18 protein-coding genes and 3 riboswitches are annotated in these 18,859 nt (G+C 48.5%); of the genes, 2 read left to right on the top strand and 16 right to left on the bottom strand.

The window, feature by feature from the left end; all coding sequences use genetic code 11:
• Nucleotides 1-32: 32 nt before the first annotated feature.
• The 6 genes from E0496_RS04345 to E0496_RS04370 form a co-directional block, all read right to left on the bottom strand.
• Complete coding sequence (locus tag E0496_RS04345; protein ID WP_141500442.1) at nucleotides 33-2,357, bottom strand: histidine kinase; 2,325 nt, start codon at nucleotides 2,355-2,357, stop codon at nucleotides 33-35.
• Between the two features lie 4 nt (nucleotides 2,358-2,361).
• A complete protein-coding gene (kdpC, locus tag E0496_RS04350; protein WP_141500443.1) occupies nucleotides 2,362-2,970 on the bottom strand; it encodes a potassium-transporting ATPase subunit KdpC in 609 nt (202 codons plus the stop codon).
• Between the two features lie 30 nt (nucleotides 2,971-3,000).
• Nucleotides 3,001-5,040, bottom strand: coding sequence for a potassium-transporting ATPase subunit KdpB (gene kdpB / locus E0496_RS04355; protein WP_421923189.1), 2,040 nt, complete (start codon nucleotides 5,038-5,040; stop codon nucleotides 3,001-3,003).
• A gap of 12 nt (nucleotides 5,041-5,052) precedes the next feature.
• A complete protein-coding gene (kdpA, locus tag E0496_RS04360) occupies nucleotides 5,053-6,732 on the bottom strand; it encodes a potassium-transporting ATPase subunit KdpA (protein WP_141500445.1) in 1,680 nt (559 codons plus the stop codon).
• A gap of 19 nt (nucleotides 6,733-6,751) precedes the next feature.
• On the bottom strand, nucleotides 6,752-6,805 hold the full coding sequence (gene kdpF, locus E0496_RS37125; protein ID WP_421923233.1) for a K(+)-transporting ATPase subunit F: 54 nt from the start codon (nucleotides 6,803-6,805) through the stop codon (nucleotides 6,752-6,754).
• Between the two features lie 147 nt (nucleotides 6,806-6,952).
• Nucleotides 6,953-7,351 carry a hypothetical protein gene (locus tag E0496_RS04370; protein WP_141500446.1) on the bottom strand — a complete coding sequence of 133 codons (399 nt, stop codon included), beginning with the start codon at nucleotides 7,349-7,351 and terminating at the stop codon, nucleotides 6,953-6,955.
• A gap of 119 nt (nucleotides 7,352-7,470) precedes the next feature.
• A riboswitch (cyclic di-AMP (ydaO/yuaA leader) is annotated at nucleotides 7,471-7,643 on the bottom strand.
• A gap of 88 nt (nucleotides 7,644-7,731) precedes the next feature.
• Nucleotides 7,732-7,930, bottom strand: a riboswitch (cyclic di-AMP (ydaO/yuaA leader).
• A gap of 441 nt (nucleotides 7,931-8,371) precedes the next feature.
• Between E0496_RS04370 and E0496_RS04375 the strand changes: the two genes are divergently transcribed.
• Both E0496_RS04375 and E0496_RS04380 read left to right on the top strand, forming a co-directional pair.
• Nucleotides 8,372-8,806, top strand: coding sequence for a hypothetical protein (locus E0496_RS04375; RefSeq protein ID WP_141500447.1), 435 nt, complete (start codon nucleotides 8,372-8,374; stop codon nucleotides 8,804-8,806).
• 46 nt (nucleotides 8,807-8,852) lie between these two features.
• Nucleotides 8,853-9,014, top strand: a riboswitch (cyclic di-AMP (ydaO/yuaA leader).
• Between the two features lie 5 nt (nucleotides 9,015-9,019).
• Nucleotides 9,020-9,445, top strand: coding sequence for a hypothetical protein (locus tag E0496_RS04380; RefSeq protein ID WP_141500448.1), 426 nt, complete (start codon nucleotides 9,020-9,022; stop codon nucleotides 9,443-9,445).
• A 127-nt stretch (nucleotides 9,446-9,572) separates the two neighbouring features.
• On the opposite strand, the gene kduD is transcribed toward E0496_RS04380, so the two are convergent.
• The 10 genes from kduD to E0496_RS04430 form a co-directional block, all read right to left on the bottom strand.
• Entirely contained in the window at nucleotides 9,573-10,328 is a 756-nt protein-coding gene (gene kduD / locus E0496_RS04385; protein WP_141500449.1) for a 2-dehydro-3-deoxy-D-gluconate 5-dehydrogenase KduD, read from the bottom strand.
• A 4-nt stretch (nucleotides 10,329-10,332) separates the two neighbouring features.
• Nucleotides 10,333-11,127, bottom strand: coding sequence for a DeoR/GlpR family DNA-binding transcription regulator (locus E0496_RS04390; RefSeq protein ID WP_141500450.1), 795 nt, complete (start codon nucleotides 11,125-11,127; stop codon nucleotides 10,333-10,335).
• A 25-nt stretch (nucleotides 11,128-11,152) separates the two neighbouring features.
• Entirely contained in the window at nucleotides 11,153-11,983 is an 831-nt protein-coding gene (kduI, locus tag E0496_RS04395; RefSeq protein ID WP_141500451.1) for a 5-dehydro-4-deoxy-D-glucuronate isomerase, read from the bottom strand.
• 227 nt (nucleotides 11,984-12,210) lie between these two features.
• Nucleotides 12,211-12,486, bottom strand: a complete 276-nt coding sequence (locus E0496_RS04400; RefSeq protein WP_175598009.1) for a hypothetical protein — start codon at nucleotides 12,484-12,486, stop codon at nucleotides 12,211-12,213.
• A gap of 118 nt (nucleotides 12,487-12,604) precedes the next feature.
• On the bottom strand, nucleotides 12,605-12,874 hold the full coding sequence (locus tag E0496_RS04405) for a histidine phosphatase family protein (protein WP_141500452.1): 270 nt from the start codon (nucleotides 12,872-12,874) through the stop codon (nucleotides 12,605-12,607).
• Nucleotides 12,875-12,898: 24 nt separating this feature from the next.
• Nucleotides 12,899-13,462 (bottom strand): hypothetical protein, encoded by a 564-nt coding sequence (locus E0496_RS04410; RefSeq protein ID WP_141500453.1) that lies wholly within the window; start codon nucleotides 13,460-13,462, stop codon nucleotides 12,899-12,901.
• Between the two features lie 90 nt (nucleotides 13,463-13,552).
• Nucleotides 13,553-14,470 carry a helix-turn-helix transcriptional regulator gene (locus E0496_RS04415; RefSeq protein WP_141500454.1) on the bottom strand — a complete coding sequence of 306 codons (918 nt, stop codon included), beginning with the start codon at nucleotides 14,468-14,470 and terminating at the stop codon, nucleotides 13,553-13,555.
• An 89-nt stretch (nucleotides 14,471-14,559) separates the two neighbouring features.
• Nucleotides 14,560-15,030 carry a hypothetical protein gene (locus E0496_RS04420; protein WP_241674578.1) on the bottom strand — a complete coding sequence of 157 codons (471 nt, stop codon included), beginning with the start codon at nucleotides 15,028-15,030 and terminating at the stop codon, nucleotides 14,560-14,562.
• 78 nt (nucleotides 15,031-15,108) lie between these two features.
• On the bottom strand, nucleotides 15,109-15,936 hold the full coding sequence (locus E0496_RS04425; RefSeq protein ID WP_161601310.1) for a DUF4362 domain-containing protein: 828 nt from the start codon (nucleotides 15,934-15,936) through the stop codon (nucleotides 15,109-15,111).
• 853 nt (nucleotides 15,937-16,789) lie between these two features.
• Nucleotides 16,790-18,835 carry an alpha-glucuronidase family glycosyl hydrolase gene (locus E0496_RS04430; protein WP_141500455.1) on the bottom strand — a complete coding sequence of 682 codons (2,046 nt, stop codon included), beginning with the start codon at nucleotides 18,833-18,835 and terminating at the stop codon, nucleotides 16,790-16,792.
• Nucleotides 18,836-18,859: the final 24 nt, after the last annotated feature.

Genomic DNA, 18,859 nt, shown 5'->3' on the forward strand with positions numbered 1-18,859 from the left:
AGCCGCTTCGTGATATTCCTTTTTTCATTTCCTTATGGGCGCAAAGTCACATTTCGATTGGCTACTACAAGCATATCCAGATGGCGAGCGGTTTGAAGCAGCTCCTTTACGATATTACCGCGCAGCATTAGCTGCCGCCAGCCCCTCTGACTTGGTTGCCCGATGATAAGCTGCGTCGCCTTTGCCCGGTTGGCCGCTGTCAACAGCGTCCCCGCGATATGCGCTCTGCTCTCTGCTTTTGAAATTTCGAATATGCCGCCAAGCCTCTCGGTTAGCCTCATCAACACTTCTTGCTTCGCTTTCGCTTCATTCGTTAAGGCTTCGCCTTGCACATGATGAACATGCCACTGCGCCTTAAGGCGATAGGCGATACGGAAGCCGCGGCGGATCAGACGTTCTGCATCCCCGCGGGTATCAACGCCGACGAAAATGACTTCCTTTCTGTGGAGAGGACCACGCAGCGTCTGATTTCGGTCCCATGATTCCAGCCGCTCATCAACATCATCAGCAAGCTCCCGCAGGGCAAGCTCACGAAGCGCAATGAGATTACCTGTTGTGAAAAAAGCGCCAAGCGCTTGCTCCACTTTATCGCGTGCATAGATCTTCCCGTCTCTCATCCGCTGCTGAAGCATTTGTGGCGTAACATCAATCAGCTCTACCTGATCAGCTAAACGAATGATCGCATCCGGTACCGTTTCCCTCACTCGAACCCCCGTAACCTGCTCTACGGCATCATTTAAACTTTCGATATGCTGCACATTCATCGTCGATATGACCGCTATGCCATGTTCAAGCAAATGGATGACGTCCTCATAGCGTTTTTTTCTGATGCTGCCTGGCACATTCGTATGAGCCAGCTCATCAACCAGCACGACCTCAGGATTACGGCGAATGATCGCTTCGGTATCCATTTCCTCCAGCACCGTTCCACGATAGTGGACCGCCAGCAGATCAGCCTTAGGCAGCTCCCCGATCTGCTTCTTTGTTTCTTCCCGGCCATGCGTCTCCACAATGCCAATGATGACGTCGATGCCTTTCTGGCGAAGCAAATTCGCTTCAGAGAGCATGCGGTATGTTTTCCCAACGCCTGGAGCTGCTCCTATATACAAGCTAAAATGTCCTCTTCGGATGGTCTCCGCTTGCTGCTCGCGCTCCAGCTGGCTGAATCTCCGAAACAAGGCTGTTTGGGAATCGCGTCTATTCTTAACAGGCAAAACTCGTTCTCCTTCAAGCTCTGCGCGGTCCGCCATTAGAAATAAATCAATCTGACTCAGGTTGCGAAGCACGCTGTCGACAATCGATCCCTGCCACAATTGCTGCCAGCTGCTCTGCTTCGAATGCCCCATTATAATTCGCGTAACCTGATGCTGCTCCGCGTAACATACAAGCGCAGCTGGCAGATAGCGGCGGTGCGCAAGCGGCAGCTCCTGAAATACCCCGCCTACCTTATTGGTAAGCTTTCGGATAGCGGCTTTGAAGGCCTGCTCCTCTTTGGACAGCTTCTTCGCAGGATCGATGAAGGAAACAACTAAGATATCTCCATTCAGCCTTTTCGCAATCTGCTGCCCCCTTCTTACATACAAAGAACTATTCCAATGGTATTGGGCCGTGACTAGAATTCGCTCAGAAATACCGGATGGTCCAGTCAGCCCTAGCTCCCCACGATGCTTCTCCAGCGATTCGTTCACACCCTCAGCTACAAGGCGCAGAGACAGCTCTCTAAGGACAGCAAGGTTCCCGCGCAAGGGAATAGCTCGCGAGGAATGTACGCCAAGCAGCCCCTCTTCAAACCGCTTGAGCAGTGTTTCCGGCGACACGTCGATAAGGATAACCTCATCAGCCAGTTCGAGCGTATGAGCCGGCACTGTGCAGTCTGGCCGTATACCGGTCCATTTCCAAGCAATCTCATCCACACCCGCCAGCTCGTATACATTAATGGTCGTGATTACGCTGATTCCTATGCCAATAAGGTACTGCACATCCTCAAGCCTCGTACGAAACCTGGCGCCTCTGCGGTTAAGATGGGCAAGCCCATCAATGAGAACGACCTCCGCATTACGCAGGGTTATAGCCTCAAGATCCAGATCTGCCTGCTCTATGCAGCCCTCTCGCCATCCGATACAAGGAACTTGCTCAAATGGCTTCGCGAGCTGAAGGGTTTCCTCATTTTGCGGGTCATTCATTTCGCTCAAGACAACATCAATGCCAGCCTGCTTGAGCCGCATGCCCTCCCGCAACAAGTAGTAGGTTTTTCCTGAGCCGCTCACCGCGCCAATGAGAATTTTCAGGCGCCCGTGATGCAGCTTTGCCATCGACAGCAGCAGCTCCTCTGGCGTTTTTCTCTTTAAGGGAGCCATGCCTCTACTCTCCAAGCAAAGCGGACAACGCGAGATTCAGCTTGAGCACATTCACTCTCTCGTCGCCGAACAGCCCTAAATCACGGCCTTCAATATGCTTGTTAACCAGCGCTTCGAGCTGAGCTGCCGGTTCACCGGTAAGCTTGCTTATTCTCGCGATTTGAACCATTGCCGACTGAGGAGTAATATGCGGATCAAGCCCAGAACCAGAGTTCGTGATTAATGCTAACGGCAGTTGACTGACCGGAACATCCGGATTTTGCAACTTCCACGCCTCAATCGAAGCCCTTGTGCGTTCGGTTAAAGCCGGATTGGATGGCCCGTAGTTGTTCGAGCCCGAGCTGGCAGCATTATTCTCGATACTAGATACACGTCCTTGAAACCATTTTGGATCAGTAAAGGTTTGACCAATCAGCTCAGATCCGACAACTTGCCCCGAGCTGTCTTTCACCAGACTTCCGTTCGCTTGCTTAGGAAAGAGCAGCTGCGCTGCTCCCGTGCTAACTAGGGGATAAATGATCCCGCATAATACCATGAATAACAGGCTTATTCGCAGGGGAATCCAGATGGATGCCAATTCAAAGCCTCGACGACCTTCCGTTTGTTCGCTCATTGTTCAGGCCTTCTTTCTTATATAGTAGTATTAAATCCATACCTGCACGGCAAAATCAATCAGCTTAATGCCTACGAATGGAACAAGGACACCGCCTAATCCATAGATCAGCACATTTCGGCCAAGCAGCTTTGCCCCGCTCATCGGCTTGTACGCAACCCCTCTGACCGCAAGCGGAATAAGCAGCGGAATAATGAGGGCGTTGAAGATTAACGCGGACAAAATAGCGGATAGCGGCGAGCCCAAATTCATTATATTGAGTACGCCCATCTCCGGGATGGCCAGCATAAACATAGCCGGAATAATGGCAAAATATTTGGCAACGTCGTTTGCGATGCTGAAGGTCGTAAGCGCGCCTCTTGTCATGAGCAGTTGCTTGCCGATCGCGATTACTTCAATCATTTTAGACGGGTCCGAGTCCAGGTCCACCATATTGGCAGCTTCCTTCGCCGCAATCGTGCCGCTGTTCATCGCAAGGCCAACATCCGCTTGCGCGAGAGCCGGCGCATCGTTCGTGCCGTCACCCGTCATCGCTACCATTTTCCCTTCGGCCTGTTCGCGGCGAATGACCGCGATCTTATCCTCCGGCTTGCTCTCGGCAATGAAATCGTCGACACCCGCTTCACGGGCGATCGTCGCTGCCGTCAGTGGATTATCCCCCGTACACATAATTGTTTTGATTCCCATTTCCCGCAGCTGCTCGAAGCGCTCCCTCATTCCGGGCTTCACGATATCCTTCAAATAAATGACGCCATGCAGCTCCTTGTCGACTGCTACTGCCAGCGGCGTTCCTCCTAGTGTAGAAATCGTATTAGCTATTTGCTCGAGGTCTGCTGGGATGGTTCCTCCCTGCGAGATTACCCATTTGCGAACGGCGTCGACGGCGCCCTTCCGAACGCAGCGGCCATCGGCTAGATCGATCCCGCTCATCCTCGTTTCGGCTTTGAACGCTATGAATTCTCCTCCTTCAGCTACTGCTTCTTGGAAGCTCATCTCCCGCTTCTTCATCCATTCCAGCACAGATCTTCCTTCAGGCGTTTCATCCTTCAATGAGCTTATGGCTGCCCATTCGGCTAGCGTCTGGATGCTGCTGCTTGATACGGGAATGAGCTCGCTAGCCATCCGGTTGCCGAATGTAATCGTTCCTGTTTTATCTAAAATCATCGTATTGATGTCGCCTGCCGCCTCCACTGCCTTGCCTGACATCGCGAGCACGTTAAACTGGGTCACTCGGTCCATCCCTGCGATTCCGATCGCTGATAACAAACCGCCGATTGTTGTTGGTATAAGGCATACTAGTAATGCAATCAGCACTGGGATTTCTAATGAAATACCAAGATAGTTCGCGATAGGCTTCAAAGTTACGACCACGATAAGAAAAATAATCGTCAAGCTGATCAGCAACGTATTCAGCGCAATTTCATTTGGCGTTTTCTGGCGCTTTGCACCCTCAACTAATGAAATCATACGATCAATGAACGATTGTCCAGGCTCACTCGTCATCCGTACCTTAATCTGATCGCTAACGACTCTCGTTCCGCCCGTGACGGAACTGAAATCGCCGCCAGCTTCTTTAATAACCGGTGCCGATTCTCCCGTTATTGCCGATTCGTCTACGGAAGCCAGCCCGTCAATGACCTCGCCATCACCCGGAATCATTTCGCCTTGGGAGACGATGACGACATCACCCTTGCGCAGTTCTGTTGACGATACAACGTTAACGGACTCTCCAATCAATTTGTTCGCGCTCATGTCCTGCTTTGATTTTTTGAGTGAACTGGCCTGCGCTTTTCCTCTGCCCTCCGCGATTGCTTCTGCAAAATTGGCAAACAGCAGCGTAAACAACAAGATCAGAAAAACAGCAATATTAAATCCGAGCCGCTCCTGCGACTGAAAATAAGCTGGAAACACCACCATTAGCAGTACGATCACCGCCCCAGCCTCGACAACGAACATTACCGGATTTTTGATCATGACTGCGGGATTCAACTTCAAAAAGCTCTCACGCAAAGCTTGCTTAACGGCATCCGCCGACAACATCGTCTTCTTCTTATCTGCTTTCATTATCATTCACCTCATCCATTATCCGAGCGTTAAATATTCTGCAATCGGCCCAAGCACGATGACCGGTAAAAAAGTAAGAGCTCCAATTAAAAGAACCGTGCCGATTAGAAGCGTCGTAAACAAGGCATTGTCCGTGCGAAACGTACCAAGCGACTCTGGAACATGCCGCTTGCTCATAAGCGAACCTGCAACAGCCAGCATAGCAATCATCGAAATATAGCGGCCAAACAGCATGACGAGCCCAGTGCTGATATTCCAGAATGGCGTATTGTCTCCTAAGCCTTCAAAGCCCGAGCCGTTATTTGCCGCTGAAGACGTGTACTCGTACAGGACCTGGCTTATGCCATGGAAACCTGCGTTTGTAATCGCTCCTTGCCCCAAATCCGTCATAAAGGCGATGGCGGTCGGCACTAATATAATGAAGGGATGGATGAGGATCGCCACTGTGATGAGCTTCATTTCACGCGGCTCAATTTTCCGCCCCAAAAACTCCGGCGTCCGTCCGACCATCAGCCCGCATATAAAGACGGCTAATATGGCATACATCAGCATATTGATGAGCCCGACTCCCTTGCCGCCAAAAACGACATTCAGCATCATTTCACCAAGCGGCACCAGCCCGCCAATCGGTGTCAACGTATCATGCATATTATTGACCGTACCGGTTGTAGCCGCTGCCGTCACGGTTGTGAACAACGCCGACTGCGCTATGCCGAATCGAACCTCCTTGCCCTCCATGCTGCCTTGCGAGGCGTCTATGCCAAGCGCGCTCAGCGCAGGGTTTCCTGTTTTCTCCGACGTATAGGCAAAGCTCAGAAATACGATAAACAAGCACATCATCGCGGTGAAGATCACCCAGCCTTGCTTTTTATTTTTGGCAAACAGGCCAAAAGCATAGGGCAAAGAGGCAGGAAGCGCCCACATCGACAAGATTTGGATCACGTTCGTTAAAGGATTCGGATTCTCAAAGGGGTGAGCCGAATTGACTCCAAAGAACCCGCCCCCGTTCGTTCCTAAATGCTTAATGGATTCCAGTGAAGCAACAGGGCCAATCGCTATTTGCTGCATGGCTCCTTCCAGCGTCTTGACTGTCAGTGTAGGGTCCAGGGTTTGCGGCACTTGAAGCGCCACGAGAACGAGCGTGATGACAAAGGATGCCGGTAGAAAAATCCGGGTATGCGCTTTGACAAAGTCCTCGAAGAAGTTCCCAATCGTTTGTCCCTTGCTCGTAATTCCACGGACAAACGCCATGGCAACCGAGAAGCCAGTCGCCGCGGACGTAAACATCATCATCATGATGACGGCCATTTGAGAGAAATACGACAAAGCGCTCTCTCCGCTGTAATGCTGGAGATTCGTATTCGTTATAAAGCTGATTGCGGTATTGAAGGTAAGCGTAGGCTCCATGCTCCCTGTGCCGTTCGGGTTCAGGGGCAGCACATGCTGCAAGCGCAAAATCAAATAACTGAAAGCGGCGAGAATAAAGTTAGTTGCAACAAAGCTAAGCACATACTTTTTCCAGCCCATGCCCTCTCTTCGTTTAAGTCCAATAATTTTGAAAATAAGTCTCTCCGAGCTGCCGAACACCTTATCGAGTCTGTTCCCTTCATTGGAAAACACATGATAAACATAAGTGCCGAGCGGCTTCACCAGCAGCACAAGCAGGATGACAACGACAAGCATTTGCAAAATATCCATGGCTAACAAACCTCCTCCACTAAAACTTTTCCGGATGAATTAACGCATAAACCAGATAGATGAAAATAAACAAGGCGACGATCGATACAATGATCATGGGCGTTCTCCTCCCGATGGATCAACCACGCTGCCGCACCAAGCTAAAAAACCGTAAAATAAACCAAAGCATGCAATGAAAATGAGCATCATATATACGTCCAACAAGGAAATCCCTCCTATGCTATTTGCTGCTTAACAAAAAACCAACCTCGCCGGTCTGTGAAAACACAATATGATTCGCTCCAAGCCCTTTATATATGGCTCGTGGGTTCCACTGCTGCGTAATCACATAAATAGACTTGGAGGTCCAAGACCGGCAGCATTGCACGAAGCGGCAGCTCAGCGCCAAGCTATTCTCAAATATGAACACCTCGCGAATGGGAACATCCGGCGGCTGCCAGCTGCCGCGGTTATTCGTATTGACGTAAAGCACATCTTGAATGCCCTGCTTTCGCAGCCGCTTCTCCTCCGCCTTGCTGTTCGTAAGCACAATAAATTTCAAGCGGCGGAACTGCAAGGTGCGAATAAAACTGTGTCCTGCCTCGCTAAGACCGGCAACGACTATATGATTTTCATCCAACTTCTTTATCCTCCATTTGGTAAAAAAGGCAACAAAAAAGAAGCCTTGGGATAAGAGGAACCAATCCCGCGGCTTCTTATGCCCACAGCTTAATAAGCTGCGGGAAGCGCATTGGTTGTTGCCTCTCTCGAGTAAGCTTACGAGGTTAGCTGTCGGATTCGGGCCTTGAGAGTTGCCCTACGCTTGGCTGCTGGCCAGCGATTCACCCCATGGAGCGATCCTTGCGACTAAGCATGGATCGTCCGGTTGGTTCCCCCGTTCCTTCTATTACAGGACTCAGCATCGTACATTCTTGCGAAAACAGCTGCTTTGGGCAGCAAAAAACCGCAGAGGTACATGACACTCTGCGGTCGAGGTTAATCGATCACAAACTTCATCATTCCTCTCCATATCCACGCTTACGAGGTTAGCTGTCGGATTCGGGCGGTGAGAGTCGCCCTACCTCAAACCGGTATCCATGGTACCGGCTGAAGATTCACCCCTACTATGCGACATCCGACTCTCACATCGGACAGGCGCCTAGCATCATTAATGGTTCCCCCGTTTTCCGCTTTCGCAGAAACTCAGCGATCAGTCAATCGAACTTCATTCGTCGTTCCTGTATCGAATCTTACTCCTCGCGCTCCCCCTCTGTAAAGGCAGCCTACTGGTTAAATAAGTTAATTTGAGCCTCGCAGCTCGTTATGTAACGCTTACATTCACGATTACCTCGATGAACCTCGTTATTTCTTCCTTTTTCTCTTGTTTACGAAAATAATCCGTTCGCCTATTCAGCTGTTTTCCAACAGAATACGTCTCATTTTTCCAAGGCCGAGATTTTTGAAGCATAAACGAGCATTTTTCAGAATAAGCACGTTTTCTTCGTCAAAACGCTGCAAATGATTTAGAAATGACGCAACAAAACCTTATCTGGGATAACGGCTGTTTTACAGCGATTCGTTTCCAGTTTACTATAGACGGCAAGCCTTATTGGTTGCCTTTCATCTTCGGATTCTATTACGTTAAGGAGAGATTTCCTACATGTCCTTTCAAATCAAAGACCCCTTACCCAGCCCCAAATGGTTAACGCCAGCAGTCCTCACTCTCAAGCGAATACAAATGTACGTGCTGGAAGAATCGTTTAATGACCGGCCTGCCGGCTATCATATTTATCTTCGCCTGTCCGCTGAAGAAGGCTATGGCTGGAGCGAGCACATCCTAAACAAAGCCGAGAAACCCCGAGATTGGACAACTTGGTGCAGCATGCTACTAAAATTTATTGATTTCTCCGCTACACATGAGCTGCCTGTATTCATTACCCCAGCATTATGCGGACAGGATGATCGGCTTTGCCAGCTGTTTAGGGCTGCCGCCCACCGCGTGGGCAACGAGGATTTAGATTGCCCTAACCGTGATTTTGAAGAAAAGGAAGCCCTATTTTTCACACAAGCCATCTCCTATATCTCGTTGTTTTGAATGCATAAGATTTACAGAAATGCAATTGAGGGGTATAATTAAGAGTACACTATTCACGCTTAATTTTTCGAAAGAAAAAGCGGGGGAACCATCGCGAGCGATTTTCATCGTTTCGCAAGGGGTGAATCCAGGGATTTGTAACCCTGGTAGGGCATTCTCTCTAGCCCGAATCCGACAGCTAACCTCGTCAGCGAACAAAGGAGAGATTTATTTATGTTGACAAATTGTGCAAGCCAAATGCAATATTTTGCAGAACAGACCCCTTCATTATCCGTCACTCGTATTGAGCTGTTTGTCATCCCTGCTCTCGCCGTCGATGCTTCTGGTCATCGCGTATGTCTCCGTTTAACAAGCAATCTGGGAATTGGCTGGAGTGAACTATTTGCCAGCGATACCGAGGATACGATTGACTTGGACAGATGGGGCGATCTCCTTCAAAGCTTTATCGGCAGCATCCCACTTCCACCTCTTGACCATTTTCAATACGACAAAACGGATCAGGACGGCCGCATACTTGATTTATTCGCAACTGCCGCCTTGCAGGTCCTGGCACATTCCGCTGATTCGTCTTCGCACAAAACCAACCTTGAAGAGTCTGTTTTACGTCAACGTTCTGTCTCTTATGTCTCTTTGGATTAATCGCATGACAACAAAAAATAGACAGTCCAGAACACATAAGCGCTCTGGGCTGTCTTATTTTGTTCATTCCTTATGGTTCAGGCTTGAAAATATGACGTCACGCTCGTTATATGAACACATGACTAGTTTATCTGACCAGCCAGCCGCCATCGACGGCCAGAATATGGCCATTCATATAATCCGAAGCTGCGGAAGCCAAGAATACCGCTGGACCGATTAAATCCTCGGATGTACCCCAGCGTCCTGCCGGAATGCGGCCCAAAATCTGAGCACTGCGGACAGGATCCTCGCGAAGGGCTTCGGTGTTGTCCGTACTCATGTAACCCGGTGCAATCGCATTTACCTGCAAGCCTTTGGCTGCCCATTCGCTCGCAAGCGCTTTAGTAAGCCCCGCTACCGCATGCTTGCTGGATGTATAGCCCGGCACATTAATTCCGCCTTGGAAAGACAGCATCGAAGCGATGTTAATGATTTTCCCTGAGCCTTGCTCAATCATATGCTTGCCTGCAAGCTGGGACAGAGCAAATACGGAATTCAGGTTCACGTCAAGCACCGCCTGCCAATCCTCGTAGCTGTGGTCTGCGGCAGGAGTACGGCGAATAATGCCCGCGTTATTGACCAGTATATCGATACGTCCCAGCTCATCAACGGTACGTTCAACGATCCCAGCGAGCTTCGTACGATCGGATATGTCGGCTTGTATCGTCACCGCTTTGCGTCCAAGCTCTCTTACCGCGTTCGCCGCTTTGTCGGCAGGCGTACTATTAGTTACGAGCACTACGTCAGCGCCCGCTTGTGCGAAGCCAAGTGCAATCGCTTCTCCTAGGCCGCGTCCTGCGCCCGTAACGATAGCTGTTTTTCCAGTCAAATCAAACAAACCCATCGGTTCAAGTCCTCCCTCTTGTACGCTTCCCGCTCTCGGGAAGCACAGCCTTCATCATCCGTATCGAAAGCGCTTCGTATTTCGCTGCTACCTCTGGCATAATTCCATCATCGGTAATGATGTAATCAATCTCGCTCAGCTCCGCAAATGTAATTAATGCGCCTTTATCGAATTTACTATGGTCAGCCAAGCAATAAACGGTCTTGGCATTGTCCATATAGAGCTTCTTCAGCTTGGCGAGCTCCTCCGTAAAGATGGTCAACCCATATTCCAAGTGAATGCCCGTCGTCGATAAAAACAGCTTATGAACATTCAGCCGTTTAATCCATTCCTGCGACTCGGCGCCAATCAGCAAGTTATTATGGCGGTAGCCGCCTGGGATGACGAGCCTTACCTGATCCTTCGCCGTAAGCTCCCGAATAATAAGCAGATCATTGGTTAGCACGGTCACGGGCATGTTAGGGAGCTTCTTCGCCATTTCAAGCGTCGTGCTGCCTGCATCCAGCGCAATAATATCATTAGGCTCAATGCAGGAGAGCGCGAGCGCGGCAATGGCCGACTTCTCCTGTTGATGCTTGCTGTTTGGGAACTGCAGCGGGTAGAGGCTGTCCTCGCCCGCTTGTTCTGGAACAGCTCCTCCGTGCGTCCGTTTCAGAAGACCTTTCTCCTCAAGCTTCTCTAAATCCTCACGAACCGTTTTTTCCGTAACGCCAAACTGCTCGCTCAGCTCGGATACTTTCACCGCGCCGAGCTGCTCTAATTTCTCAATAATTTTGCGATGCCGTTCAGCAGCAAGCATGGTGCACCTCCTGTAGCGAATACTCCTATTTTAGCTCGCTTGCAGGTACTGCGTCCATGTCTGTGAATGTATAGTTCTCGCCTGCCATCGACCAGCAGAACGTATAGTTGCTTGTACCAACGCCGGAGTGAATCGACCACGGAGGCGAAATGATCGCTTGCTCATTTGCCACAACAAGATGTCTCGTCTGCGAAGGCTCGCCCATCATATGGAATACCCGCGCATCATCATTCATATCAAAGTAAAGGTACGCCTCCATCCGGCGGTCATGCACATGCGAAGGCATCGTATTCCAAACACTGCCCGTTTGAAGGCTAGTAACACCCAGCATCAGCTGGCAGCTTTGAATGCCATCTGCATGAATATATTTGTAGAGAACGCGTTCATTGGACGTTTCTTGCGAGCCCAGATGCGTCGGATTCGCTTCTTCCATGGTCATCTTACGGGTAGCGATTTCGGCATGCGCAAGAGCGGAACAAAAATACAATTTAGCTGGGTTTGCTTTGTCGGTACTCGACAACAGCACTTGGCGTTTGCCTTTGCCAACGTAAAGCACTTCAAGCTTATTCAGCTCATACACTTCTCCGTCAACGGAAATGGAAGCTGGTCCGCCGATATTCAAGAAACCGATCTCACGGCGCTCCAGAAAATATTCCGTTTTTAGCGTTGCCGCATCCTCCAGCTCAAGCGTTTCGTTTACGGGCAAAGCACCGCCAACGATCATGCGGTCGTAATGCGTATATGTCATTTTGAATTGATCCTGTACGAACAGGCTCTCAATCAAAAACTCACTGCGTAGACGTTCCGTATCGTATTGCTTCACATCAGTTGGGTTTGTAGTGTGGCGTACTTCCATGGTTTAAAAGCCTCCTAATAGTTTTATTGCCTATACCTGACTCGCAAGCATAAGCCATCGTTTGATAATGTTCGTTTTTATAATAACACACATTTACGAACATAAACAGTACCTTTTATGAAACCTTCTATTTTTGAAATCAGCAACGAGAATTCGCTGCCTTCTATAGCTTTAAACGCCAAAAAGAGGAGATTTAATCTCCTCTTTCTTGCGAAACTATATTTCATTTACCAAGTGATCCAGCCGCCTGTATGTTGATAATCATGCAGCAAATCATATTGCTCAAGGCGCATCAGCTGCTTCATGCGCGTTCGATACAAACGATTTCCGTCCCTTTTTACTTCGGTGCATTCTTTGCCGTAATGTACGCCTTTGATCCCTTTGCGGTATTCCCTTGTTTTGCTTCTTCTTGGGTCCTTATGCTGCTTGGCTTTAATCTGAAGCTTAGAAACTATTTGCTCATTTTCCCACAAAGCAATCTCTTCTACTGCAAACATCTTCATCCCCGTTGTATCGGGTTAGATTATGGCGCTTGGCCATGAATACCAATACAACTAATAGAAGAAGACCTTAGGATTGAACATCTCCATCACCTCGAAGTATGTCAGTATGTGCTCGATATTAACAAGACATCTTATTGTGCTGCTGACATTCAGTTCTTTCCTTAAAACCATCGACAATGTGAATAGCTTCGTCAATAAAATCGGCAGTTCCCTCTACGGTTTGCATCGCCCGTTTGAAAGGACTAGATAGAACAAGATCAATGTGATGTTCCTTAAGCAGGTCTGTCACTCTTTTTGCATCATTGCAACCATGCTCGGATAATGGCCGATTGACCTCATCTGGCGTATATACGGAATGGGCATGCCGCACAAAATAGAGATTGGTCATTCGTTTTCCTTGCTCCTTTTCTTTTCATTCCACCGTAATGGTAGCGTACACGGAGCCATTGTAATGGCTGTCCACTACCGACTCATCCAACGAGAAATTGCTGTTCGCAGCAATGAGGTAGGTTCCCTTCGGCAGCAGCAAATCCCTCTCCCCATAAAATGATTTCCAATAGCTAGCCTTTGGATCGTCACTGGCATAACCACCGCTTTTTTGGAACGGAAATTGATGTTTTTCACCCTTTATATAAGTCGTTGGGGCAAGCTCCGTTGTACTTGCGCCTTCCATTTCAAACTGCTTGCCATCCGTGATATAAAATACGATTTTCGCTTGAGGCCCCCAAACCGTTATCGAAGATTCGTCGCCGATATAAGTTATGCTTGCGGAATAGACGATCGGCTCTCCCTCCGCAAAGGTAGTCTTATCCAGATGAACGCTCATTTCAAAAAGCTCATCTTTATGCTGCTGTTTAGGTGCCGCCATTTTCCCCATAAGTATAGGGTCCATTGCCTTTTCCTCATTATTTCCGCTGCCCTTGCTGCTGCATGAGGTTAGAATGATGATCATGACCAGTAAAACAATCCGCTTCATGATACCTCCTATTATGCGTAATATTTCCATTATGAACTTCCAAACGCATAAAAGAGAGGAAAGGTTTCACGGAAGCTTGTATAACCTTATTCATACCTTGTACTTTAGGGCCAACTTCCGAATATGCAGCTGCAGCTCCTCTATGACGTCCGGAGGTTCGATGACCGTAACATAGCTGCTATAGCTAAGAATGCTCCGAATCGCATTCTCCATGGATGAATAAAAAGTGATGACCGTTATAGTTCCGTCTGCATTCGCCACAACCTCGTCACTTCCGAATTCATCCCTTACTCTCGTCTTTAACTCCTGATCGAACAGCAATTCTGCCCTCACTCTGGCAAAAATGGCTATCCCCATGAACTGCTGCTCCACATCCTGCAGCGAATAATTGCGACGGCTGAATCGCTCTGGCATGGTCCTAATCTGCAGCATACGAGAAAGACGAAATACTCTAATGTCGGAACGCATTAGGCAATACCCATACAAATACCAGACATAGCCTTTTAGAAAAAGCCCCATCGGTTCAATCGTCCGCTCGGTTTCCGTTCCTTTATTGTCCAAGTAATCGATTTGGACAAGCTGGCAATCTTTAATCGCTTGGTGGATCAGAACAATTTTCTGTTTATCGTTCGGGGTCGGTGTTAAATCAAAATCCACATTCATTTGGTCAGCTCTTGCCTGATTCGGCATGATTGCCCCAATTCTCTCAAGCAGACCATCAAAGTCAGTGCTGTCCGTAACGGAACGGACACCCCGCAGGGCAGAGAAAATAGAAGAAAAATCATCGAGCGACAGAATTTGCTTGTCAATGCGGTACCCTGACATAATCTCATAGCCGCCATCCGAGCCGGGAAAGGAAACAATTGGAATGCCTGCTTGATTAATCGATTCCATATCCCGGTATATTGTACGCAAAGAGACCTCGAAGCGCTCGGCAAGCGATGTTGCGCTGACCCGGGTTTGATTAAGCAAAGTCATCGTTATCGCGAGCAGTCGGTCCAGCTTCATTCGAGGTTTCTCCTTCATCAATCCGATTTATGGCTTTTTCAGCTAATCATTCATTCTGCATCTGGCTGCTGATCCCCTTCTTAATTCTTTTATTTCAAATAAGACAACACATGCGCTTTCACCTGTTTCTTTTCTTCCTCTGACAATGAAATCGAATGAACGCCTTCATCATGCCCATCAGGAATCAGTATGGTCGAAGGCGATTTGAGGTCTTTTTTGCGGCTACCACCATCATCGTGCATCGTGACACTGGACTTGCTTCCGCTAGAATACTTAAATTCGGACTTTATAAAATTCCCTTCCAAATCATAGGAATCTTCAATCGTTTTCACATCGGACTTGATATAGCCTTTTCCTTGTACGATATTAGAAATAGCATTTACCTTCATATAACCTGTTATCACAAATATGCCCTCTTCATTTTCCTCATCCGTCACAGTCGTAAAAGCTTCAATGTGTTCCACTTTCTCAGACGCGCTGCACCCACTTAACAGTATAAAAGCAAATCCTAGCACAATGAATGGCATCATTGCCGCTAATCGAAACAGACTTCTTTTCATATTTATAGCTCCGCTCCTTTACAGAGGTTTGGTTGCAAAAGGCAGATCAACTTGGCTTGTGCCCGCTTCTCCTCATAATTAGGGAATAAGCAAACTAAAGGTAGGGTTTTCGAGCTCACTGCCAACGCAACCGGTTAATCGATACTCTTTGCCTTTATTCGTTTTTTTCTTTGTTATTGCACTGCAAGCAGATGTCGGCTTGATTGGGCTGCCATACGCATCATGCGTATTATCAAACGTATATTCAATTTGGTTTCCGTCAAACAGCAAGTCATAAAATATTGGCCCTCCTTCAAAAGTATAGGAAGTAATATGAAGGGTATCCGCTATTCCTTCTTTTACGTTGTCGACGAAAGAATGCCACTTGTTCAGATTGCTCCATTTCCCCATCAATTGCACAACATTCCCGTTTTGATTGGCTAATTCCTCGTCGTAATAAAGGCCCCAAATCATTTTCTTGAGCGTTTCTGTCGCGGCAGCAGTTAGCCGGTATCCGGTACCCGTATCGTCTACCTCGGTATACATGCCTGTCTCCATTCTCGGTTGAAGCCACAAATGAACAGAACGCTCCACTCCATTGCGATTTACGACAATGTCATAATCTGGTCTTCTGACATCAAGAATGCCCATGATTCGGCTTGCGTTGCGAAACGCATCTTCAAAAACGCGGACATCTTCCGCCTGCTCAAAAATGCCATAAACATCGGTATTCACATGGCCAAATTGCATCGACCTGCTTACCGTCACCTGCGCCGCCGCAGCCTTCTCCCCAGCCTCAATAGCATGCACCAGCTTCTCACTGCTATTAGTTGGAACAATCGTCTGCTCAGAAATGGACATACAGCCCGTAATAGCTGCCGTGCTTGCGAGCATGACGATAGCAAACTTCATTTTCGCCCAAAACATGCTATCACCCCAATTATACAAACGTTTACAAAATTGTAAAAGTTGCATCTTCGACTTAGGTGGTAATCTAGCTCGTGTGCAGCTTTTAGCTTGGAGTGTTAGATCCGTGAGCAGCTTTTAGCTAGGCAACGCTCTCGCTTCTTAAGATAACTCTTTGCGATATTAGAGCCACTCGACTTGGCATCCTTGCTTTACTTACATCGTGCAATCAAAAAAGCTATTTCAACTTCACCTCGCGGTGAGTTAGAAATAGCTTTTTGGAAAGTTAGAATCGCCTTCGCTGGCTCTTCACTTGCTTGGACTTATTTCCTTTGCGCAAGTGAGGCACATCTACCCACATGCAATGGTCGATCCTCGTTTCGCATCAGAAGCTTGAATACATTTCTTTAATCCAAAGCCACTTGCCGCTCATTTGGAGCAACTCAGCCAAAATAGGTCTATTTTTTAGACCTATTTCTTCCATTTCGGCTGTTTCCGCTAAAATAGATCTATAAATTAGATCTATTTCTCAAAAACGCAGCCATACACTGCCCATTTGGGGCAACTCAGCCAAAATAGGTCTATTTTTTAGACCTATTCCTTCCATTTCAGCTGTTTCCGCTAATATAGATCTATAAATTAGATCTATTTCTCAAAACCACCGCTATACACTGCCCATTTGGTGCAACTCAGCCAAAATAGGTCTATTTTTTAGACCTATTTCTTCCATTTCGGCTGTTTCCGCTAATATAGATCTACAAATTAGATCTATTTCTCAAAAACACCGCCATATACTGCCCATTTGGGGCTGCTCAGCCGGATTAGACCAACTATTCGTTCAAGTTCTCCCGCTTTACTGCCTAACACCCCACCACTAATAAATCACCCTACCGCCTTCATCGGGTATGCCGGATTTTCGGTAGAAATACGTATTGATGATATCGCGCCACTGCTTCGCATGCTGCGACTGCTCTGCCAAGCGGGACGCAACGTCCGCAAACCGGCCTTCGTCGATCCTACCTTCCAAGCCTGCCCACTCCCGCTCCAGCCATTTCGCATCCTCGGCGCCTGCAAAGTGAGTGTCGTAAATGTGCTGGATGACAGTTTTTCCACTGTGCAGCTTATGAGTATATGGGACATGATGGAAAAAGAGCAGCAGCTCGTCAGGGCAGGTGTCTATATTCTCGTACAGCGAAGCATTCGGCTCGGCATATTGCGCCGTGTATCCCGTTCCGGTCGCCTGTGTCCGATCAACGCCAATGCCGTCCCGATCCGCAAAATGGTAGGTCCCCCATCTCGAATATTCGTAACCGTCGACATCCGGCCCGTAGTGATGATTGGGTGCCACCATCCAACCGACGCCAAGCGGCGCGGTGTAACTCTCGTAGATCGACCAAGAATGCAGCAGCATTCCACTTATCGCTTCTATCACAATCTGATCGCACCCAAAGGTTGCCCTAATCCAATCAAGGGTAATTTCGTCAGCGGTTATTTCTGGATTCCATGCCAGCCTACCATAACCAAACAAATTAGCCTGAGCAAGAATATGTCCTGTCCAGCTGTCATCGCTGCCAATATTGGATACAGCAGCCACTCCGCTATGCTTCATCCCAAATAGCGAGCCGTCCGCGACTTTTTTCACCTCGGACCCTTCACCATTCACTTGCGTATCGAAATCCAAAGCCTGCTTCCATTGCGGCACCAGATAACATAAATGCCGCTGCTGTCCGGTATACTCCTGCGTGATCTGGAATTCCATCACCTGATTCGTCTGCTTCATCGCGCCAAACAAAGGCGATACCGGCTCCCTAACCTGAAAGTCCATCGGGCCATTCTTGATTTGCAGCAAAACATTATCGCGAAAGCGACCGTCCAGCGGCATAAAATGATCAAAGGCCGCGCGAGCACGATCCGTCTTCCGATCACGCCAATCCTGCATGCAGTCATAAACGAAGCAGCGCCAAATCGCCAGCCCGCCATGAGCTGCCAGCGCATCAGCCAGCATATTCGCTCCATCCGCATGGTCGCGTCCATAGGCGAAAGGCCCTGGCCGATGCTCCGAGTCCGCTTTTACAATAAAGCCCCCAAAATCAGGGAGGTACGAGTATACCTTATCCACAGCCTGCTTCCACCAGCCTTGAACAGCGGCATCCAGCGGATCGGCCGTATTCAAGTCTCCCAGCTGCAAAGGGGCCGCAAAATTCACGCTCAGAAACAGCGTCACCCCATATCCGCGAAAAATATCAGCAATACCCGCAACGGAAGGCAGCAGTTCTTCGGTAATAAACTTCGTTTCCAGCTCATGGACATTCACATTATTAATAGAAATCGCATTAAGGCCGACCGAAGCTAGCAGCCGGGCATAATCCTTTATTCTTTGCGTGTCTTCGCCAATCTTCCCGTTTCTGTAAAAAATCGAACGACCGGCATAGCCTCGTTCTATTGAGCCATCTGCATTATCCCAATGGTTTATCATCCGCAGCTCATTCGTAGGGGATTCCTTCACAGCTAGCTCTTCCACCGGATTCCCTTGTCCAATGAATCGCAACAGGTGGAACACACCATACAAAACACCGATTTCCGATCCCCCAGTTAGGTTAATAAACGATTGCTCCTGCTGCTCGATGTACTGAATCGTATACCCTTCCTTGCCCAAGTTCCATTCTTCTGAGCCTTCCATCTCCGCTTGGACCCCGATGCGCAGATAACCACCCGTTTCCGGTTTTGTAACGAGGCTTGGGGTCATGTCCAGCATTGCTAAAATGCCTTCGCGAAGCTCCTCGACCGCTGTCGCTAATATCCCGGAGGGTGTCCCCGCAAAACTGATCTGGCCTAGTATACGTCTATATTTTTCACGCAACTGCTCATCCGGGACTTGGCTGTAATTCAGCCAAGCCTTGTAAGCTGTACTGCCCGTCATTCGTTCTGCCTCCTTGCTAACTCT

Origin of the sequence: Paenibacillus luteus (assembly GCF_006542765.1) — a bacterium.
Classification (GTDB): domain Bacteria; phylum Bacillota; class Bacilli; order Paenibacillales; family Paenibacillaceae; genus Pristimantibacillus; species Pristimantibacillus luteus.